Annotated in this window: 17 protein-coding genes; all 17 read left to right on the forward strand. The window is 42.2% G+C overall.

The window, feature by feature from the left end; genetic code table 11:
- The first annotated feature begins 141 nt into the window (after nt 1-141).
- The 17 genes from MHB64_RS08185 (at nt 142) to MHB64_RS08265 (ending at nt 16,411) form a co-directional block, all read left to right on the forward strand.
- Entirely contained in the window at nt 142-516 is a 375-nt protein-coding gene (locus MHB64_RS08185) for an arsenate reductase family protein (protein ID WP_094870547.1), read from the forward strand.
- A 222-nt stretch (nt 517-738) separates the two neighbouring features.
- The gene (locus MHB64_RS08190; protein ID WP_094870546.1) at nt 739-1,665 is read left to right on the forward strand and encodes a 5'-3' exonuclease; all 927 of its coding nucleotides are present in this window, start codon (nt 739-741) and stop codon (nt 1,663-1,665) included.
- A 507-nt stretch (nt 1,666-2,172) separates the two neighbouring features.
- Nucleotides 2,173-3,246 carry a MinD/ParA family ATP-binding protein gene (locus tag MHB64_RS08195; protein WP_341134132.1) on the forward strand — a complete coding sequence of 358 codons (1,074 nt, stop codon included), beginning with the start codon at nt 2,173-2,175 and terminating at the stop codon, nt 3,244-3,246.
- On the forward strand, nt 3,246-4,127 hold the full coding sequence (locus MHB64_RS08200; protein ID WP_094870544.1) for a hypothetical protein: 882 nt from the start codon (nt 3,246-3,248) through the stop codon (nt 4,125-4,127). Before MHB64_RS08195 ends, MHB64_RS08200 begins: the two co-directional genes overlap by 1 nt.
- Nucleotides 4,106-4,933 carry a hypothetical protein gene (locus tag MHB64_RS08205; RefSeq protein WP_094870543.1) on the forward strand — a complete coding sequence of 276 codons (828 nt, stop codon included), beginning with the start codon at nt 4,106-4,108 and terminating at the stop codon, nt 4,931-4,933. Before MHB64_RS08200 ends, MHB64_RS08205 begins: the two co-directional genes overlap by 22 nt.
- Nucleotides 4,934-4,947: 14 nt before the next feature.
- Complete coding sequence (locus MHB64_RS08210) at nt 4,948-6,420, forward strand: ATPase, T2SS/T4P/T4SS family (protein ID WP_094870542.1); 1,473 nt, start codon at nt 4,948-4,950, stop codon at nt 6,418-6,420.
- Nucleotides 6,398-7,381: a hypothetical protein gene (locus MHB64_RS08215; protein ID WP_094870541.1), complete on the forward strand. Its 984-nt coding sequence runs from the start codon at nt 6,398-6,400 to the stop codon at nt 7,379-7,381. The genes MHB64_RS08210 and MHB64_RS08215 overlap by 23 nt, the downstream gene beginning before the upstream one ends.
- A complete protein-coding gene (locus MHB64_RS08220; RefSeq protein ID WP_094870540.1) occupies nt 7,378-8,259 on the forward strand; it encodes a hypothetical protein in 882 nt (293 codons plus the stop codon). The genes MHB64_RS08215 and MHB64_RS08220 overlap by 4 nt, the downstream gene beginning before the upstream one ends.
- 29 nt (nt 8,260-8,288) lie before the next feature.
- On the forward strand, nt 8,289-8,483 hold the full coding sequence (locus MHB64_RS08225) for a hypothetical protein (RefSeq protein ID WP_094870539.1): 195 nt from the start codon (nt 8,289-8,291) through the stop codon (nt 8,481-8,483).
- Between the two features lie 17 nt (nt 8,484-8,500).
- Complete coding sequence (locus MHB64_RS08230; protein WP_094870538.1) at nt 8,501-8,980, forward strand: hypothetical protein; 480 nt, start codon at nt 8,501-8,503, stop codon at nt 8,978-8,980.
- Between the two features lie 15 nt (nt 8,981-8,995).
- A complete protein-coding gene (locus MHB64_RS08235) occupies nt 8,996-9,493 on the forward strand; it encodes a hypothetical protein (protein ID WP_094870537.1) in 498 nt (165 codons plus the stop codon).
- 17 nt (nt 9,494-9,510) lie between these two features.
- Nucleotides 9,511-9,741, forward strand: coding sequence for an EsaB/YukD family protein (locus MHB64_RS08240; protein ID WP_179283640.1), 231 nt, complete (start codon nt 9,511-9,513; stop codon nt 9,739-9,741).
- A 14-nt stretch (nt 9,742-9,755) separates the two neighbouring features.
- Nucleotides 9,756-10,583: a DUF5050 domain-containing protein gene (locus tag MHB64_RS08245; protein WP_094870535.1), complete on the forward strand. Its 828-nt coding sequence runs from the start codon at nt 9,756-9,758 to the stop codon at nt 10,581-10,583.
- A gap of 5 nt (nt 10,584-10,588) precedes the next feature.
- A complete protein-coding gene (gene essC, locus MHB64_RS08250; protein ID WP_341134133.1) occupies nt 10,589-14,449 on the forward strand; it encodes a type VII secretion protein EssC in 3,861 nt (1,286 codons plus the stop codon).
- A gap of 39 nt (nt 14,450-14,488) precedes the next feature.
- On the forward strand, nt 14,489-14,836 hold the full coding sequence (locus MHB64_RS08255) for a WXG100 family type VII secretion target (RefSeq protein WP_094870533.1): 348 nt from the start codon (nt 14,489-14,491) through the stop codon (nt 14,834-14,836).
- Nucleotides 14,837-14,878: 42 nt separating this feature from the next.
- Complete coding sequence (locus MHB64_RS08260) at nt 14,879-15,178, forward strand: WXG100 family type VII secretion target (protein WP_042125627.1); 300 nt, start codon at nt 14,879-14,881, stop codon at nt 15,176-15,178.
- Nucleotides 15,179-15,271: 93 nt separating this feature from the next.
- Nucleotides 15,272-16,411, forward strand: a complete 1,140-nt coding sequence (locus tag MHB64_RS08265) for an Mbeg1-like protein (protein ID WP_341134134.1) — start codon at nt 15,272-15,274, stop codon at nt 16,409-16,411.
- Nucleotides 16,412-16,474: the final 63 nt, after the last annotated feature.

The following is a 16,474-nucleotide window of genomic DNA, read 5'->3' on the forward strand; positions in this document are numbered from 1 at the left end:
GAACACTTCGTAAGCATAGACTTCTCCGGATTTCAACCGTGATTAGCGGTATAATGGAGAAATTCTTGCGACAACAGCGGCCGGAAGTCCAAACATTCCCCGAAATTACGAATTATTAGCCGACCATTAAAGGAGCACAACATGAGCAAACTAAAAGTATATCAATATCCAAAATGCAGCACCTGCCGCAGCGCAGTAAAATGGCTACAAGCTCAAGGTCATGAGCTAGAGCTTCAAAACATCGCAGAACAGCCGCCTACCGTTGAGGAGCTGCGTGAATTGCTGGCCAATAGCGGACTTGAACTGAAAAAGTTTTTTAATACAAGTGGTGAAGTCTATAAAGCATTGGGTCTTAAGGACAAAATGGCACAGCTTAGTGAGCAGGAGAAGCTTGAGCTGCTCGCGAGCCATGGTATGCTAAATAAACGTCCGATTGTCACTGATGGCGTTAAAGTTACGGTAGGCTTTAAAGAAGATCAATATGCTGAAGCTTGGACCAATACTTCCAAGGCATAAATCCTAAAGGGGATGTCCCAACAGTCATATCATGGCTGTTGAGGCATCCCTTTGCTGATAGGTTTATGCTTATTATTTTCAAAGGATAAGAATAAGCTCCCATATGTGTAACTTTATGATCCCTTATCAGATTAAGTATTTTCTGATAGAATACTCTTTGTACAATAGTATGGACAAGTGCTTAATAACAATACAATGAACGATTAAGGGAGAGGTTTATACATGAGAGCAGAAACAACGGGCCGTGTAATGCTTGTAGATGGAATGGCTCTGCTGTTCCGGGCCTTTTATGCGACCTCTTATGGAGGATATATCCGCAAGACAAAAGCTGGATTGCCTACGAATGCAGTGTATGGTTTTTTACAGTATTTTTTCGATGCAGTAAGTACATTTGAGCCTTCTCACGTCGTATGCTGCTGGGATATGGGCAAAGGAACGTTCCGCACCGAGAAATACGATGGTTACAAATCGAATCGGATTGAAGCGCCGTTAGAGCTGATTCCACAGTTTGATCTAGTAAAAGATGTAGTAGCTGAGCTTGGGGTGCCGAATATTGGACTTGCTGGCTACGAAGCGGATGATTGCATTGGTACGCTGGCTTCTTGTTACAGTGAAAACTCTGAGGTATATATTTTGACGGGTGACCATGATATGCTTCAGCTCATTGATGAGAACGTTAAGGTCGTCATTATGAAAAAGGGACGCTCTAACTATAAAGTGTATGACCTTGCTGAATTGCTGGAGGAAAAGGGTCTAACCCCTAGACAGGTGATTGACCTGAAAGGCTTTATGGGCGATACCAGTGATAATTATCCCGGCGTAAAAGGGATTGGTGAGAAGACTGCGCTGAAGCTGCTGACCGAATACGGTACAGTTGAAGGTGTTATTGAGAATCTGCATCTACTTCCAAAAGGTGTGCGTACCAAAATCGAAGCAGATCTGGATATGCTGCATTTATCGCGAGAGCTAGCGGAAATTCGTTGCGACGTACCTGTGGTCTGCGGGCTGACGGAAGCCTTGTGGCAACTACAGCGGGAAACAGCTGCGCGCAAATTTCAAGAGCTGGAGTTCGGCAGCTTGATGCATTTGATCGCTGAGGTGCAGGACGAACGGGGAATTGTGCAGATTGAGTTAGGCGATTTAGGTTAAGGAGAGAGTTCTCTTCTTATAAGAAGACGAATAAACATAAAGGCAGGTCGAGGATATTTTCCTTGGCCTGCCTTTTTTATTGTCGAATCTCTGTATTATTTTATCTTTTAATGTCTTATTTTGACTAAATTTCAATTTAAGGTTTCTAATCCTAAAATTCTGTTTATTTAAAATCGGAAGGAAATATTTAGGTGATTATTTTCCATAGTAGGTGATGAGATGGAGATACTCTTGGTTACGCACAAGCTGCAGAAAATAGTAGAAAAGTATTGCACGCGGGCCATAGACGTAGTAAATGATTCAGAATTAGTACTAAGCAGTACCTTAGAGTTTTTACAGAACATTAAACCATCTGTAGATAGCATATTCATAACTGATGATGCATTATCTACGAGTATGGAACAGAACAGGAGTGATTTAAATAACCTTATCCGTTGGCTCATAGCTAACCAACAGTCAAATGTAAAGATTTTAATCCTCACCAGGGACATAAGGAAAGACATAGAAATGGAGAATCTCATCTCTAGATATCCGAATCTCCAAATAAAGACTTTCGAATACATACGTATTACACCAGGACTATTTCGTGAAGCTTTAGAGCAATTATCTGATACCAAACAGAAATTCAAACATGAGACAAAGCCTCACGAAAATAAGAATCATTCAAAGAATATCGACAAGAAAGGGTCATTTCTAGATCGTTTTAAACCAAAACCCAAAGCTCCACCTGTATTACAGGCCACGGATAGCCTTACTAGGGAACTTGATAAGGTTAGTCGCGGAATTAGTCGCATTGTGGCGATAACCGGTCATAGCGGGTGTGGAATCACTAGTACAACTATCAATGTGGCGAGTGAAGCAAGTAAACGAGGTCTGAGTGTATTGATCGTGGACCTGGATATCGAATATCGAAGTACAAATATGTATTTCAGCAGCTTTCATGAGCGTACCAAGCGGGATGAGGATATTAATGCTTCTCTCATTCGGACGCTAGCCAGACCTCAGGACTATTTGACCACGGCGTATCATTTAAAAGAAAATATGTGGCTGACGGGGCTTGGCTACAGTTTTTCCGATCGGAAATTAATGGAGCAATTTTATACCAGCTCTAAACTTGTCGGTCTGTTGTCCCTACTCCGGAACAAATTTAATTTAATCTTATTGGATCTGCCTATGAACTCCTTAGATCAATTTCGCGAAGCGTTAATTCATATTGACAGCTTTGGTTTGTGTATTCCTAATAATCTTTACGCTGTATTAAGCACTTTGAAGAATGTAGAAGAGTCGCTGGATAAGGAGAATGCAGCCTATTTGAATGCTAAATCTAAAGTCATTGTCACTAAATATAATGATCGTTCCAGATTTCAAGGCGATATTTTCACACCAGATAGGGTTAGTGCAGTTACGGCATCTGGCTTATTAGAAAGCTTTACATACGAAATGAAAGTAGCTGGACATGTCTCTTATGACACAGACTTCGATTCTCAGATCGAAACCGATGTGCCGCTTGTACATTCAAACAAAGACCATGAGCGGGCTTACGGAAATATACTTCTTAGATTACTGGAGGGGAGCAGTTAATGGATTTAAGCGGGCTTAAGAATGCGACACCCAATAAGCAAATGTTCAAACGGGTTGCAGCCTTGCTCTTTAGTATATTGATCATTGTGGTTTCTTATATGGTCATTACTAAAGCCAGCAAAGATGCCAGCGACGTGGTAGAAGTGCTACGAGTGAAGTCGAATGAGGGGATTCCGGCATTTGTAGTCATAACGGATTCTATGATTGAGAAATACAATATTATCAAAAAAGAATACACAGAGGATATGCTTTTGTCCGAGGATTTAGATTCAGTAAATGGCAAGCTTTCCGCCTATTATCTTCGAGGGAACAGCGTGCTTTACAAAGATCAGTTGCTGGATGAAAAACCGCAAAAAAATGAATGGCTCTATCAAGTGAATGAAAAGAACGAGGTGTTGACGCTTCCTTATAATTTTCTTGAGGTAGGTGGAGATATCTTGATGCCAGGAGACCGTGTTCGTATCCGTGTGTCTTATGAGGTTGAGGCGAAGGATGCCGCGGGTGGCAATCCCAACGCGATTTATTCCGAGTCAACGAATACGATCAAAAAAACAGAAGTGTTGTTTGAAAGCATTGTGGTGAAGGATATGCTCAACGCAAGTAGTCACTCCATCTACGAAGTCTATAAAGAAGTTCAGAAGCTAAACGAGGATAAAAAACAGAATGTCATGAAGAGCAAAGATTTCTTGAAGAACATTCAACCTAAAGCACTGCTTCTGGAGGGCACGAGTGCACAAATTAATAATTATGCCAAATACAAAGGTCTAAATGGAAATTCATTTCTGATCACCATACTTAGCAGAAAGAGTAGTGATGTCATCATTGACCAACTGCCTACTTTGGAGAAAGAGGTGGAATCGTGGATCGGAAACGAGGACTAGGAATCGACAGTATTTTTCAGAAAATATCCTCGAAGGATCTCGTCGGTGCTGAACTTCAGGAGAATAACCTGATTTACAGTGTGGTAGGCTTCATCCCTGCTTGTGATGGTGTAGATAATGCCATGCTAATAAGTAACTTAAGCTATCTGTTATCTCAAAAGGGCCTGAATACTTGTGTAGTTGACCTTAAAGTATTTTATCCAAACTTATATCAATTTCTAGATGTCCCTACTCAGAAGAAGGGTCAAGGATTAATTAAAGTGTTAAAAAGCGACAAGGTAGATTTCAGAGATGAATTACAACAGACCAAATATGAGAAGCTGTTCCTGTTATCACCTAGTCCACAGGATTTAATGGAGGAGTATTTTGACTTCGAGTTTGAGAATTTGGAGCGTGTTATTACTACACTTAAGCAAATGTTTGATATTGTGCTGATTGACATTCCCAACAACCCTCCATTGGAATTTTGTCTAGGTGCCATGAAATATTGTCACATCGGATTCTTTACGGCAACAGAGAGGATGGAAGCTACGATAAATATGGTGAAGCTGCTGGACTATGCCAAATCGGTTGGGATAAGTACGGCTAAGTTCACCAGCGTAGTGATGATGAATATCCAGCATATTGAATTCGACTATAAGGTTATGAAGGACATGGGTTTTAACATAGTCTCTGTCCTGCCACTTGTAAAGGATGCCGTAGTTCGTGCACATGAAGGCAGGCTATACATAAAAGATAACCCCCTAATCAATAAATATTTCAAAAAAGAGATCCAAAAACTAGCAGATCGGTTAGCGGATCAATAAAGGGGAGAGCGCACTTGCTGACACGTGGGAAAATTAGCGATATGCAGCAAAAGGTACTGCATCAGGTAGGTCCGAAGGAGAACATGGAGGATCTGACCACTAAATATACGACTATAAGCTTTGATGAGGCTTTGGAGTTATGTCAAAAGTATATTACTAAAGTAACAACACACGCTTATAGGCGGGAGAATGACCCAGCTCGAAAACGGGAAATGACGAAGGCATACATAAACGAATTTGTCGACGCACAGAAACCTTCGGTCGAGGGATATTATGATCTAGCAGAATTAAAAAATGCCCTAACGAATGAAATTACGCATTATGGACCTATCACCAAAGCCATGGAGGATCCCAGCATTGATGAAATTAGAGCCAATGGCCCTGATCAAATCTTTGTGGAGAGCGGCGGAAGAAGTCTGCAGTGGGATCAACAGTTCACAGACCGTGATCATATGGAACGAATTATATCTAAGCTCATAGGTGTCTCCAAGGTACGATTGATTCCTAAGATCCCAATGGTAAATGCCAGAACAATTGAAGGGTATCGAGTGAATGCCACGCATGCGGAGATTTCACCGTATGATCAACCGGCTTTTGTAATTCGGAAGTTTAGTAAGAAAAGTATTGTTCCAAAAATGCTGATCGAGAATAAATCCTTCTCATCCAATATGTATAAGCTGTTGTCGTTGATTCCGAAATCAGATTTGTCTTGGATTACTGTGGGACCGACAGGAAGCGGAAAGACTACGTTAAATGAAATTCTTGTGAAGGAGATCAATCCTTTATCTAGGATAATTACCATCGAGAATCCTTCGGAGATGAGATTGGTCCAAAGAGAAGATAATAGCGAACACGGCAGAGTGATGAATGATGTTCTGCAATATGAATCGGTCCCTGATGATGATGACTCCAGCCCAGCAACGATGGAAAATTTGCTGATTAATGCAATGAGACAGTCGCCTCACTGGATTGGACCAGGGGAGCTTCGAACACCCGGTGAATTTGCCACAGCGCTCCGAGCCGCACAGACGGGACATTATTTCTTTTCCACACTTCATGCGGAGGGAGATAAGGAAGCAATCTTCAGATTTCTTACGGCTTATCTAATGGCCTCTAATGAGCCAGCGGAGCTTGCACTTCGGAATATTTGCAGTGCTGTGAAGTTCGTGATTTTTCAAGAGAAACTGGCAGATGGCACTCGTAAAGTGACCTCGATTTCAGAAATTTTGGGCTCGGATGGCTTGAATCCACTGATTAATCAAATTTACCGATTTGATTGTGATGACGTTATTGAAGAGATGATCGACGGTAAGAAGACGCTTCGAATTGTCGGCAGACATTTACGTGTAGGTAAGATCTCTGAGAAGGTACAGCAGCTTATGCTCAAGGCTGGAATTAAGAGGAGCAGATTTGAGTTCTTTACCAAGGATCCTTTGGAGAGCGAAACAGAGGTGTACGAATTCGATGAATACAACTTTAATCATTAGTCTACTTCTAGGTACGGCTGCATTTGTACTATTTAACGCCATTTTTGAGGTCAAGTATTTTCAAGGGTCTATAAGATATGTTCTCGACGTTATGGATACCCTCGCAGAGTACCTAGGCAAGTATAATACGAAGCGTTATGTCGACCGTATCAAGAAGGAACGAATCGTCAGGCAGAAGGAAAATATTTATGCGAAATACAATCGAATGGTAGAGGGCCTGATTTTGGATTTTAATATGCCATTTACCCTAGAGAGCTTTACCTCGATGTTGTGCATTTGTTTCGCAATTATAGCTTTGTTAGTAGTGCTGCTCATGAATAGTGTTACGCTTTCTGTTGTAATCACCATTTCAATCTTTGTATGCTTGTTCACCTTTTTTGTAATGCAGTCTAGAGCCATTCAGACGGAACGGCTGGAGAACATTATGGATGCCGAAGATGTAATTTGCCCACTGGCCCGTGAAGGTGTACTTGTTGCGATTAAAAAAGTGATGGAGAGCGAGGAATATATCAGTCCTAACCTTAGGCCATATTTCCAGCAGTTTATAGATAATTGCGATAATAACGGCTATTCCTTTAAGCAAGCCATTACGCTATTAAATAGACAGCTTGGCCCTAAATTCGATAATTTCACGAAAAAAGCGGTTGTCTTCGAATATAACGAGAGAAAAGGAATGGCAGACATTTTTCTCGATATTGTAGATGAAAATGCCGTGCTGCGCGAGATTAACTCCAAGAAGGAACGGATTTTCAGAAAGATGAATCGTGATTTTATGTTTAAGACAGGAATCATTGTGCTATTTTTCTTATATGCATTGACAGTAAAGGATTTCAGACAATTTATGTTAGTAAGTAATGTGGGGAAATTGATTAACACTGTTTTGATTAGTGTCATTTGTTTAAGCTTTGCACGGAGCCAGGTGCTCCAAGGAAACGTCGGTACGGGTGGTGAGCGCAGATGATATTCCTGGTAAAGCTTATTGCTATGCTCTCTATCCTGTATTTGATCAAGATTCTGTTGTATCCCTTTTTCAAACCGGTGAGCCGAAAACAGAAAAAGCGTGCACGTCATTATATGAAGCAGCGTAAAAATGCGGCGTTCCAAGAGAGGTTCAGCCAATATAAACGTAGGATTGCCAAGAAATATATTAAAGGGCTTTTAGGCAGTGCGGAAAGACTCAGATTCAAGAAAATCATTGATCGACTGGATCTTCAGAAGACCCCGGAGGAAATACGCACTGAACAATTGATGTACACGTTAGTTGCTATTGTGATCATGCTGCTGTTATGGAAGGTCAACATCCTGCTTGGCTGTGTCTCCGCCATTTTCATCATGCTGGGCTGGCTCTACCCTGTAGTGGAGCTGGAGAAGATTATTGATAAGAAGAACAAAAATATATCACTGGATTTCCCAGCCTTTTATAGTATGGTCTACTACCAATATACAAAGTCGGTCAATATTCATTTCTCGGATGTCCTAAAGGATTACATTCCAAGTGCCAATCCGGATATTGCGGAGGAGCTTGGTGTGATGCTCGACAATATTGATTACGGAGAGGAATTTGCTTTTAAGCAGCTGAAGAAACGAATTCCAATGCATTATGTGATCAAGTTCTGCGACATTATGGAGACTAGGCTTAAAGGGTACGATAATGTGTCTCAGATGGCGTATCTCAAGAATGAACTGGATGGCTTCAGAATCAGGGCATTGGAAGAAGAGCTGGAGACTAGGCAGCGAAGCAGTGCAAGAATCCAATTTCTACTTATTATAGTATTAGCTATTTATATCGTTATGTACTATCTATTTACCATTCTGAGTTCAATGAAGATGTTTCAATAAGTCAAATTTATTTATAGGGGGATACACGAATGAAAACAGATCTAAAGGGATTGCTAGTGGAGGAAAAAGGAGAAGTAGGCATCAAGCAAATCGCGATTACGGTCGGCGTTATCATTGTAATTGGCGTGGTAGTTACTTATTTGAAAGACGGCGCGCTAGTCGGATGGATAGATGATATCTGGACATTTTTATTTGAAGATTTGATTAAAAAGATGGTTAGCTAATTTGGGGTGAAAGCATAATGCAAGGGATAGCAAAGGCAGTACTACTTACCATCCTGACATCGGTTACGATTTTGCTGTTTGTGAATTTGGCTTTCTTTTTTCCATGGTATTTAACGCTAGTGACGGAGACCTATAGTGTCTCACAGATTGTAGCAGGAGATAACTACCTGAAGGAATCGTATTATGAGGATGCTATGGAGAGATTACAGGAGCGCCCTATTTACCGGGATAAGGCTGATGATATTTCCATTACAGTCACTAATGTGGATCAAGATGATGCAATTGGAAATGATGATGAAACCTCCTATTACGAATGGAATGAAATGAACAAACCGTATCGGCAAAGAGGTGAACCGCTTACAGTCGAGATTAAGGCTGTTTATCCCTTTTCTATTACTTTATGGGGAAAGAAGCTCGAGCGTGAAATCCCGGTCCAATTCTCTATGTCAACAACGGGGCTGAAGCATTATAAGGATCTGGACTACTATATGGATTGATAGGAATGACTTTGAATGAGAAATCTTGCAATAGGGATATTAGCGATCATTCTGGTTTCGATTGCTGTAGAGCCTTTGGTAGAGATGGGGATTGTATTTCGAGAAAAGGTAGTGCTGAGCACTGCGATCTCTAATGCTTGCCGTGCAGCCAAGGATCGGAGCTTGGAGTATGAACTGCTTCGTGGACTAGATGCAAAAATTAACGAGGAGAGGTTCAAGGAATACTTCTCTGATGCTTTCGAGAGTGCGCTCAATGTATCGGAGCAAAGCCGTGATGATAATACACTCACATTTACATCTAATGATGGAAGATACAATGATTTTACCGTAAGTTTAGATTTTTCTGATGAAGAAAATATGGAGACCGGACAACAGGTATCCGAAGTAGATGTAAAGGCGCAAGCGACCTATAAGTTTAAGACTAGATATTTAAAGCTCGCTGAAGAAGCAGAAAGAGATGTGGGTTATCAATTAATTAGTGAAAGAAATTATATTCTCTCCGTTAAGAATTGATGAAAGGAACTATCGGCATGGACTATATCATGGTGACTCTTCAAACGGATACTGCTCAACGAATTGATCTGAAAGTTCCAGGGTTTGTAGTGATAGAAGATTTGCTAGATATGCTAACAGATTCCCTGAATTTAAAGAAGAGCAATGACCTCAAGCTTCAAGCTGAGCCGCTAGGCAGAATATTAAATAATAATAAAACCTTGGATCAAGAAGGTGTAGCCCATGGCGCACTCCTCACACTTATCTGAGAAGGGGTGATGAAATGAATGGTAACCTGCAAAATGGCGGATTAATTGTGAAAGCTGGAGAAGCGATCTTTATTACGGATATTAAGAATTATTCAGGAACTTATTCCTTGGACAGAGAGAATGCTCAAGCGGAGCCGATTCATTACGAGGGTTTGTTCTGGTTCATGAATGAGGCTGGCCACTCTCTATATTACAGTGATCAGTTAAAGGGTGATGTGCTCTGCAAGCTAGATATTGTAAAGCAGCAGGTAGAGGTCTTGTTAGATAAGCCCTGTTATCAGCTTCGGCGATGTGAAGATTGGATCTACTATATTCACGAAGAGGACCATCGATTGTATCGCTGTGCTACTAATGGGAAACACGATATGAAGTTGATCGATGAGTATGTAGAGAGCTTTCTCTTGTATGAAGGGCAAATCTACTATGCTACGTCAAGTGGGATTAAGCGGAGCACAAAATCCGGTGAGGATAGAGAAAGGATTAGTGAATTGACTACAAGTTCACTGGTCCGAATAGGAAATAAGCTATGTTTTCCAGATCCTAAGAATAGACATTGCTTGACGCTGCTTGATGTGGAGAGTCAAAAGGTAACTATTGTAGACAACATGGATGTCCTTAGTATGAGCACGGATGGCAGATATCTTTATTGTGCTAATCGGTTAAACGGTAACAGTATTTATCGAGTAGACCCAGTGCATGGGGGCAGTATTCGGATATGTGGAGAGAACGCTGATTTCTTGCATGTTCTGGACAATGACCTTTATTTTTGCAGTGGTCGTGAATGGCATCGAATCTCGCTATTTGGTGGAGAGGCGGAGACAATAACCTTTACAGGAAGGTAGATCTAATGAGCTATGAATTCAGTCGTCAGCCCCGTTTCCTACCAGATATGCCCCGGGGAGAAATGGATGTTCCTAATCCACCCATGATCAATGAGAAACCAGAAATCTCTTGGTTCGGAATATTACTTCCACCAATCGTGATGTTGATTATTACCGTATTAATTGCGATGACTTCACAGTCCATTTACTTATTGATCTCGGTTGCAACTACAGTGATGACCTTAATCGGTTCTCTTACAGGAGCGACAACGCAGATTAGAAAATATAAACGGAAAAAGAAGGAGCGAGAAGAGAAGTATCTCCAATTTATAACCGATGTGCGCAGTGAATTATCCATTGCTCGCGAACAACAGATTAAGGCTATGAATGAAATGAGTCCGGAGCCAGCGGAATGTGTGCAGAGGATTATGCGGAGAGATAACAAGCTATGGGAAAAAACGCCTTCCCATAATGATTTTTTGGCTCTGCGGATCGGAGTGGGCAGTGCACCGCTGGAACTGCATATCAATTACACTAAGCAGGCTATCATCCTTGAAACGGACCCGCTTTTGATGGAGCCGCAGAGATTGGCTATGGAATTCGAAAAGGTCTCGAATGTTCCCATAACGGTTAATCTGGTAACCTCCGAAATATGCGGAATTGCCGGTGAAAGCGATAAGACAGCCGAACTTATAAAGCTGATGCTGCTTCAGCTTGTGACTCATCATGGTTATGACGATGTTAGAGTTATTGTTCTTGCCGCGGAGGATGAGCTGGAGAAATGGGATTGGCTTAAATTTGTACCCCATCTATGGGATGACGGCTTCAATATCAGATTTCTCTTATGTGGTAAGGCCATTGCCCATCAGACCTTGTCCGAGATTTATGGCGCTTTGAAGGAGAGAGAGATGAAGTCTTTGGTTGGCGGGGTATTGCCGCATTATCTCTTTATTGTAGAAGATACTTCTTTGCTTGAGAATGAGCTGATCAGTAAATATTTGTACAACGGCAGTGCACAAATTGGGGTATCTACCCTTTTTATCGCCAAGAATTCTGCCTATTTGCCCATGAACTGTAAAACGGTTATTCATTTGAACGGAAAAAGCGGTGAAATGGCCAATCGATTAACCGGAGAGAAGATCGTGTTTACTCCGGACCAGACAGAAATAAAGGACTTGGACCTGGTGGCGAGAAAGCTTGCGCCGCTTCGTATCAAAAATTCAAGTGCTAATTTCTCGCTTCCATCCTCCATCACGCTGATGGAAATGCTGCAGAACGAAAAGGTATCTGAAGTAAATGTAATGCTGAACTGGACCCGTAACAAAACCTATATGGGTATGAGCGTTCCTATAGGGGTGAGGGCTGGTGGAGAAGCTTTACATCTGGATATGCATGAGACGGGGTTTGGACCCCATGGTCTTGTAGCCGGGACGACGGGTTCCGGGAAAAGTGAACTGCTGCAGAGCATTATCGTCGCTCAAGCCATTCATTATCACCCCCATGATATTGCCTTTGTACTCATCGATTATAAAGGGGGAGGCATGGCAGATGTATTCAAGGGAATGCCTCATCTGGTCGGTACCATTACGAACTTGGATGGGAATCAAACGACGAGAGCCCTCCTATCTATTAAAAGTGAGCTCATGCGGCGTCAACGTGTTTTCTCAGAATATGGCGTGAATAATATTGATAAATACCAGAAATTATTTTATAGCAACAATATCAAAGGTGATATGCCGGCGATTCCCCATCTGATTATGATTGCGGATGAGTTCGCGGAGCTGAAGCAGGATCAACCTGATTTCATGAAAGAGTTGGTGAGCACAGCGCGTGTTGGCCGAAGTCTTGGTGTTCATTTAATTCTTGCCACCCAGAAGCCTGCTGGTGTAGTGGATGACCAGATATGGAGCAACTCGAAATTCAAAATATGTCTGAAGGTACAGGATGAAGCGGATAGTAAGGATGTTATTAAACGTCCAGATGCCGCGATGATTAAGGAGCCGGGACGAGCGTATATACAGGTCGGAAATGATGAGATCTTTGAGTTATTCCAGTCTGCTTATTCCGGTGCTGATTATGATCCCAAGGGTGAACTGCAGAGACAGGAGAACAAGCCCAAACGAATCTACAAAGTGGCCCTGAATGGTAGAAGCGAGCAGATCTTTCCGCTGGAGGAAGAGAAAATCGCCAAAAACGATTCTACTTCCCAACTGCATGCCATGGTTGAATACATTACGGAGACCGCCAAGCAATATGGGATTTCTCCAATAAAAGGACCTTGGTTGCCGCCGTTGCCTGAACTAGTCTACCTGAATTCATTACTGACGAATAGCTTTGCAAATAATAGCTGGCCTCAGCAGCAGAAGCTGCTCAGTGTGCCGGTAGGAATTATGGATGATCCAAGAAAACAGAAACAGGAAACGGTGGAGATTGATTTTGCATCTGAAGGGAATCTGTTTGTCTATGGAACGCCGGGTACAGGTAAAACCGTGTTCCTCAAAACATTATGTATATCGCTGGCTCTGATGTATCCACCGGATGACGTCAACATCTACATTATGGATTTTGGCGGTAGCTCTCTCAAAGCTATGGAGAAGCTTCCTCATATCGGTGGGGTTATGACACTGGAGAAAGAAGAAAAGATTGACCAGTTTATGCGTTTTGTGTTCAGGGTCATGGAGGAACGAAGAACGTTATTTGAAGCTACCGGTAGTGAGGGATTCAGTGATTATCGTAAAAGTGGACGAAAACTGCCAGCATTGGTAATTATGGTCGACAACTACTTCGCATTATCAGAGACTTACGAAGACTTTGACGCACAAATGGTGCTGCTGGCTCGTGAAGGCTTTAAGTACGGTATCTATATGGTAGCTACAGCTACCAATAGTGCTCTGGTCAGATATAAATTTTCGGTCAACTTTAAGATGGCGGTTAGCTTCCAAATGACGGAGAAAAGTGAATATGAAGGAATTGTAGGAAGAACAGAAGGCTTGGAACCGGTAAAGGTTGCAGGCAGAGGATTAGTACGGGGCAAGCCGCCTTTAGAATTCCAGACTTCGCTTCCTGAATATGAACATACCGCCACGGAGCTCTTATTGGAGAGAATGGAAGCTTTGAATCTTAGCGGAGCAGCTCCAATTCCGATGATGCCTTCTACCATTGACCTGAGAGCACTCAATAAGGATACAGAGATACTAGCAATAGGCTTGGCCAACAATGATTTACAGCCCGTGTTTGTAGACCTTCTCGCAACACCAGTGCTGATGGTAGCGGGAGAGGCTATGTCAGGCAAGAGCACTTTACTTGTATCGTGGATGAAGCTGCTGAGTGATAAACAGGATCTTGAGGTATATGCGCTGGATTCATCCGCTATGGGCATTTATGAACTGATGAAGCAGCCTTTCGTAACGGATATAGCGAACGTGGATGATCTGGATGATTTCATTGATGGGATCAAGGATAAATTGGAATCTAGACGCAACGAGCTTTTCTCTTGCAGGATGTCCGGCGGTGATGTTGGTGCGCTGATGAAACAGTGGAAGCAAATGATCTTTGTCATTGATCGCCTAAGTGAATTTACGAGTGGAGACATGTACATGCTGCATGAGCTGATTGAGCGGATTGTGAAGCAAGAACGCGGCATGAAGGTAGCTGTTCTAGCGGCAGACAATACAAGTGATCTTACCTCTAATTGGGATTCTTTGGGCAAGACCATAAGAGAAGAGCAGACCGGGATCTTGCTGGGTAGAATGAAAGAACAAAATCTGTACAATGTGTCTTTACCTTATGGAACCCAGGAGAAGAGTGGGGAGCAAGGCGATGGCTATCTCATTGTAAAGAACAAATACATGGGACTAAGATGCGCTGTGTTGAGCAAGGACAACTGAGTTGCTGCGGGGATGTGAGTTTAAGATGGAGGTGCAGAGATGTCAGTTAGTCCATCAGAAATTAGGGGAAAGGCTTCACAGATCCATAGACTAGCCAATGAAGTGAATAGTACTTCAAAAAAACTGCAAAGCGAGTACACACAATCGTCTAGTTACTGGACTGGCACAGCTTCTAAAGCGTTTCAAAGTGAATACTATGCGCTGGACCACGAGATAAAGGCCCTGCTTAGAACGCTAGATAGGCTTGGAAGTGGAGTTCAAAGAGTGGCTTCAGAAGTGAGCCGTGCCGAACAGGAAAGAGAAGAGAAGCGAAGACTGGCAGAGAAAGCAGCACAAGAGGTACTGAAACAAAAACAATTGGAAAAACAAAAGCAAAGCCAAAAGTAATGACGAAAACAAAGATTAATGCTTTGAAAGGAGGTGAATAAAATGGCGGGAAACAATCTTACATTTAATCCGGATCAGGCTCTAGGAGTAGCTAAGTCCATTAAGACTAAAGCAAGTAATGCGGATACACTTATCAAACAATTGCAGACTGAAATTCATGCGGTTAGCGGTTGGTGGCAAGGGGAATCACAAACAGCGTTTGTACAACAATTCGACGGACTTATGCCTAGTTTTAAAGAGCTTGTTCTCTGTGTAGAGAATATCAGTAAGAACCTAACGCAAATCGCTAACATCAAGCAACAAGCCGAGCAAGAAATGGCAAGTAAACTGCGCGGAAAATAATGCAGGTATACATAACAAGGCAGATCTTAAACTGTCTGCCTTGTTAGTAGATTTTAATTGGAATGAAATGATTTTTCTTGGGGGGATCTGTAAGTGAAGCTGACTGAACAACAATACATAAAGCTGGCATCCGTTGTAGAAGTAGCAGATGGGCTTGAGCTAACGGATAGTCTAGCCTTTGCTGGTGCAGCAGCCTATGCCTATAAAAATGAGCATGACGATAGATTAATTATCTTTACATATAAAGGCGAAGATTGGCTCGCTGATCTGCAGTCTCTGCTAAGCGGCCAAAGCAGCATGCCGGAGGAAGCCTCAAAATTTGCAATGAAGAACAAAGGAAAGGGAGACTGCCTAGTTACTGGTTATTCCATGGGTGGAGCGTTAGCTCTTTATGCAGCATCGGTTAATGAGGGGATTGGTGGTGTAGTATTCGACGCACCGGGGATCGCAAACATTCTGTCCGCTAAGCAAAATGAAAAGCTTCAGGTTAAAAATATTGTGGCCTACAACAGTCTAGTATCCGCCTTAGGCAAACATAACGAAGAGATTGTATTTGCTAAATCGGGTCTAGAAGGAACAGAATTCATGATCCCTGATTCCCTTTGGCAGCGCTATACCTTTGATTCCAAGGGGAATGTGATTACAGGTGATAAAGGGAATACCTATGCCTTGTTGTCCAAGATTAATACGCTAACAGAAGATCATACGCCTGTTTTTGATGCTGTGATGAGCGGATTTGGAGATACAGTCGGACTAACCGAACGTGCATCTGATCATTTGGGGTATGTGATATTTACCTTAATGGATCAGCTGGATGTAGGGAAAGTGCGAGGTGCAATGATAGAAATCGCCCACAAATATGATCGAATGTTGGATGCAAAGTTCAGTGAGTGGAGAACTGAAATGAATCATATTCCGGAATCCTTCTTATTTGATGATATTCGTGCGAAGTTCGAACATTTATCCGAAGCAGCCATGCTAGAGGCGGCGAAAACGGCAGAGGAGCTAAATGAAATCACACAAGCTGTCTTATCCATCCTTCTGATTTGCAGTCCGGTGGGGGATCAGCTGATGGACCACGTAGAGGAATGGTTGGATAAGCTGACAAATGCCCTCATGGAGCGTATGGAAAAACTAACCAGCCAAATGACGGCGCACCTTGATAAGGTGGTTGAAACGTACATGAATCAAATGTTCAAATATCCAGAATTGAAGCTGGATTTTGAATTCTAAGGGAGTTAATAGGATGTCATCATAAAGGAGTGAAGCCGGCATGAAAATTTTTTTTACAAGGAA

Source organism: Paenibacillus sp. FSL K6-2859 (assembly GCF_038008265.1).
In the GTDB taxonomy this organism is placed as follows: Bacteria; Bacillota; Bacilli; order Paenibacillales; family Paenibacillaceae; genus Paenibacillus_AQ; species Paenibacillus_AQ nitricinens.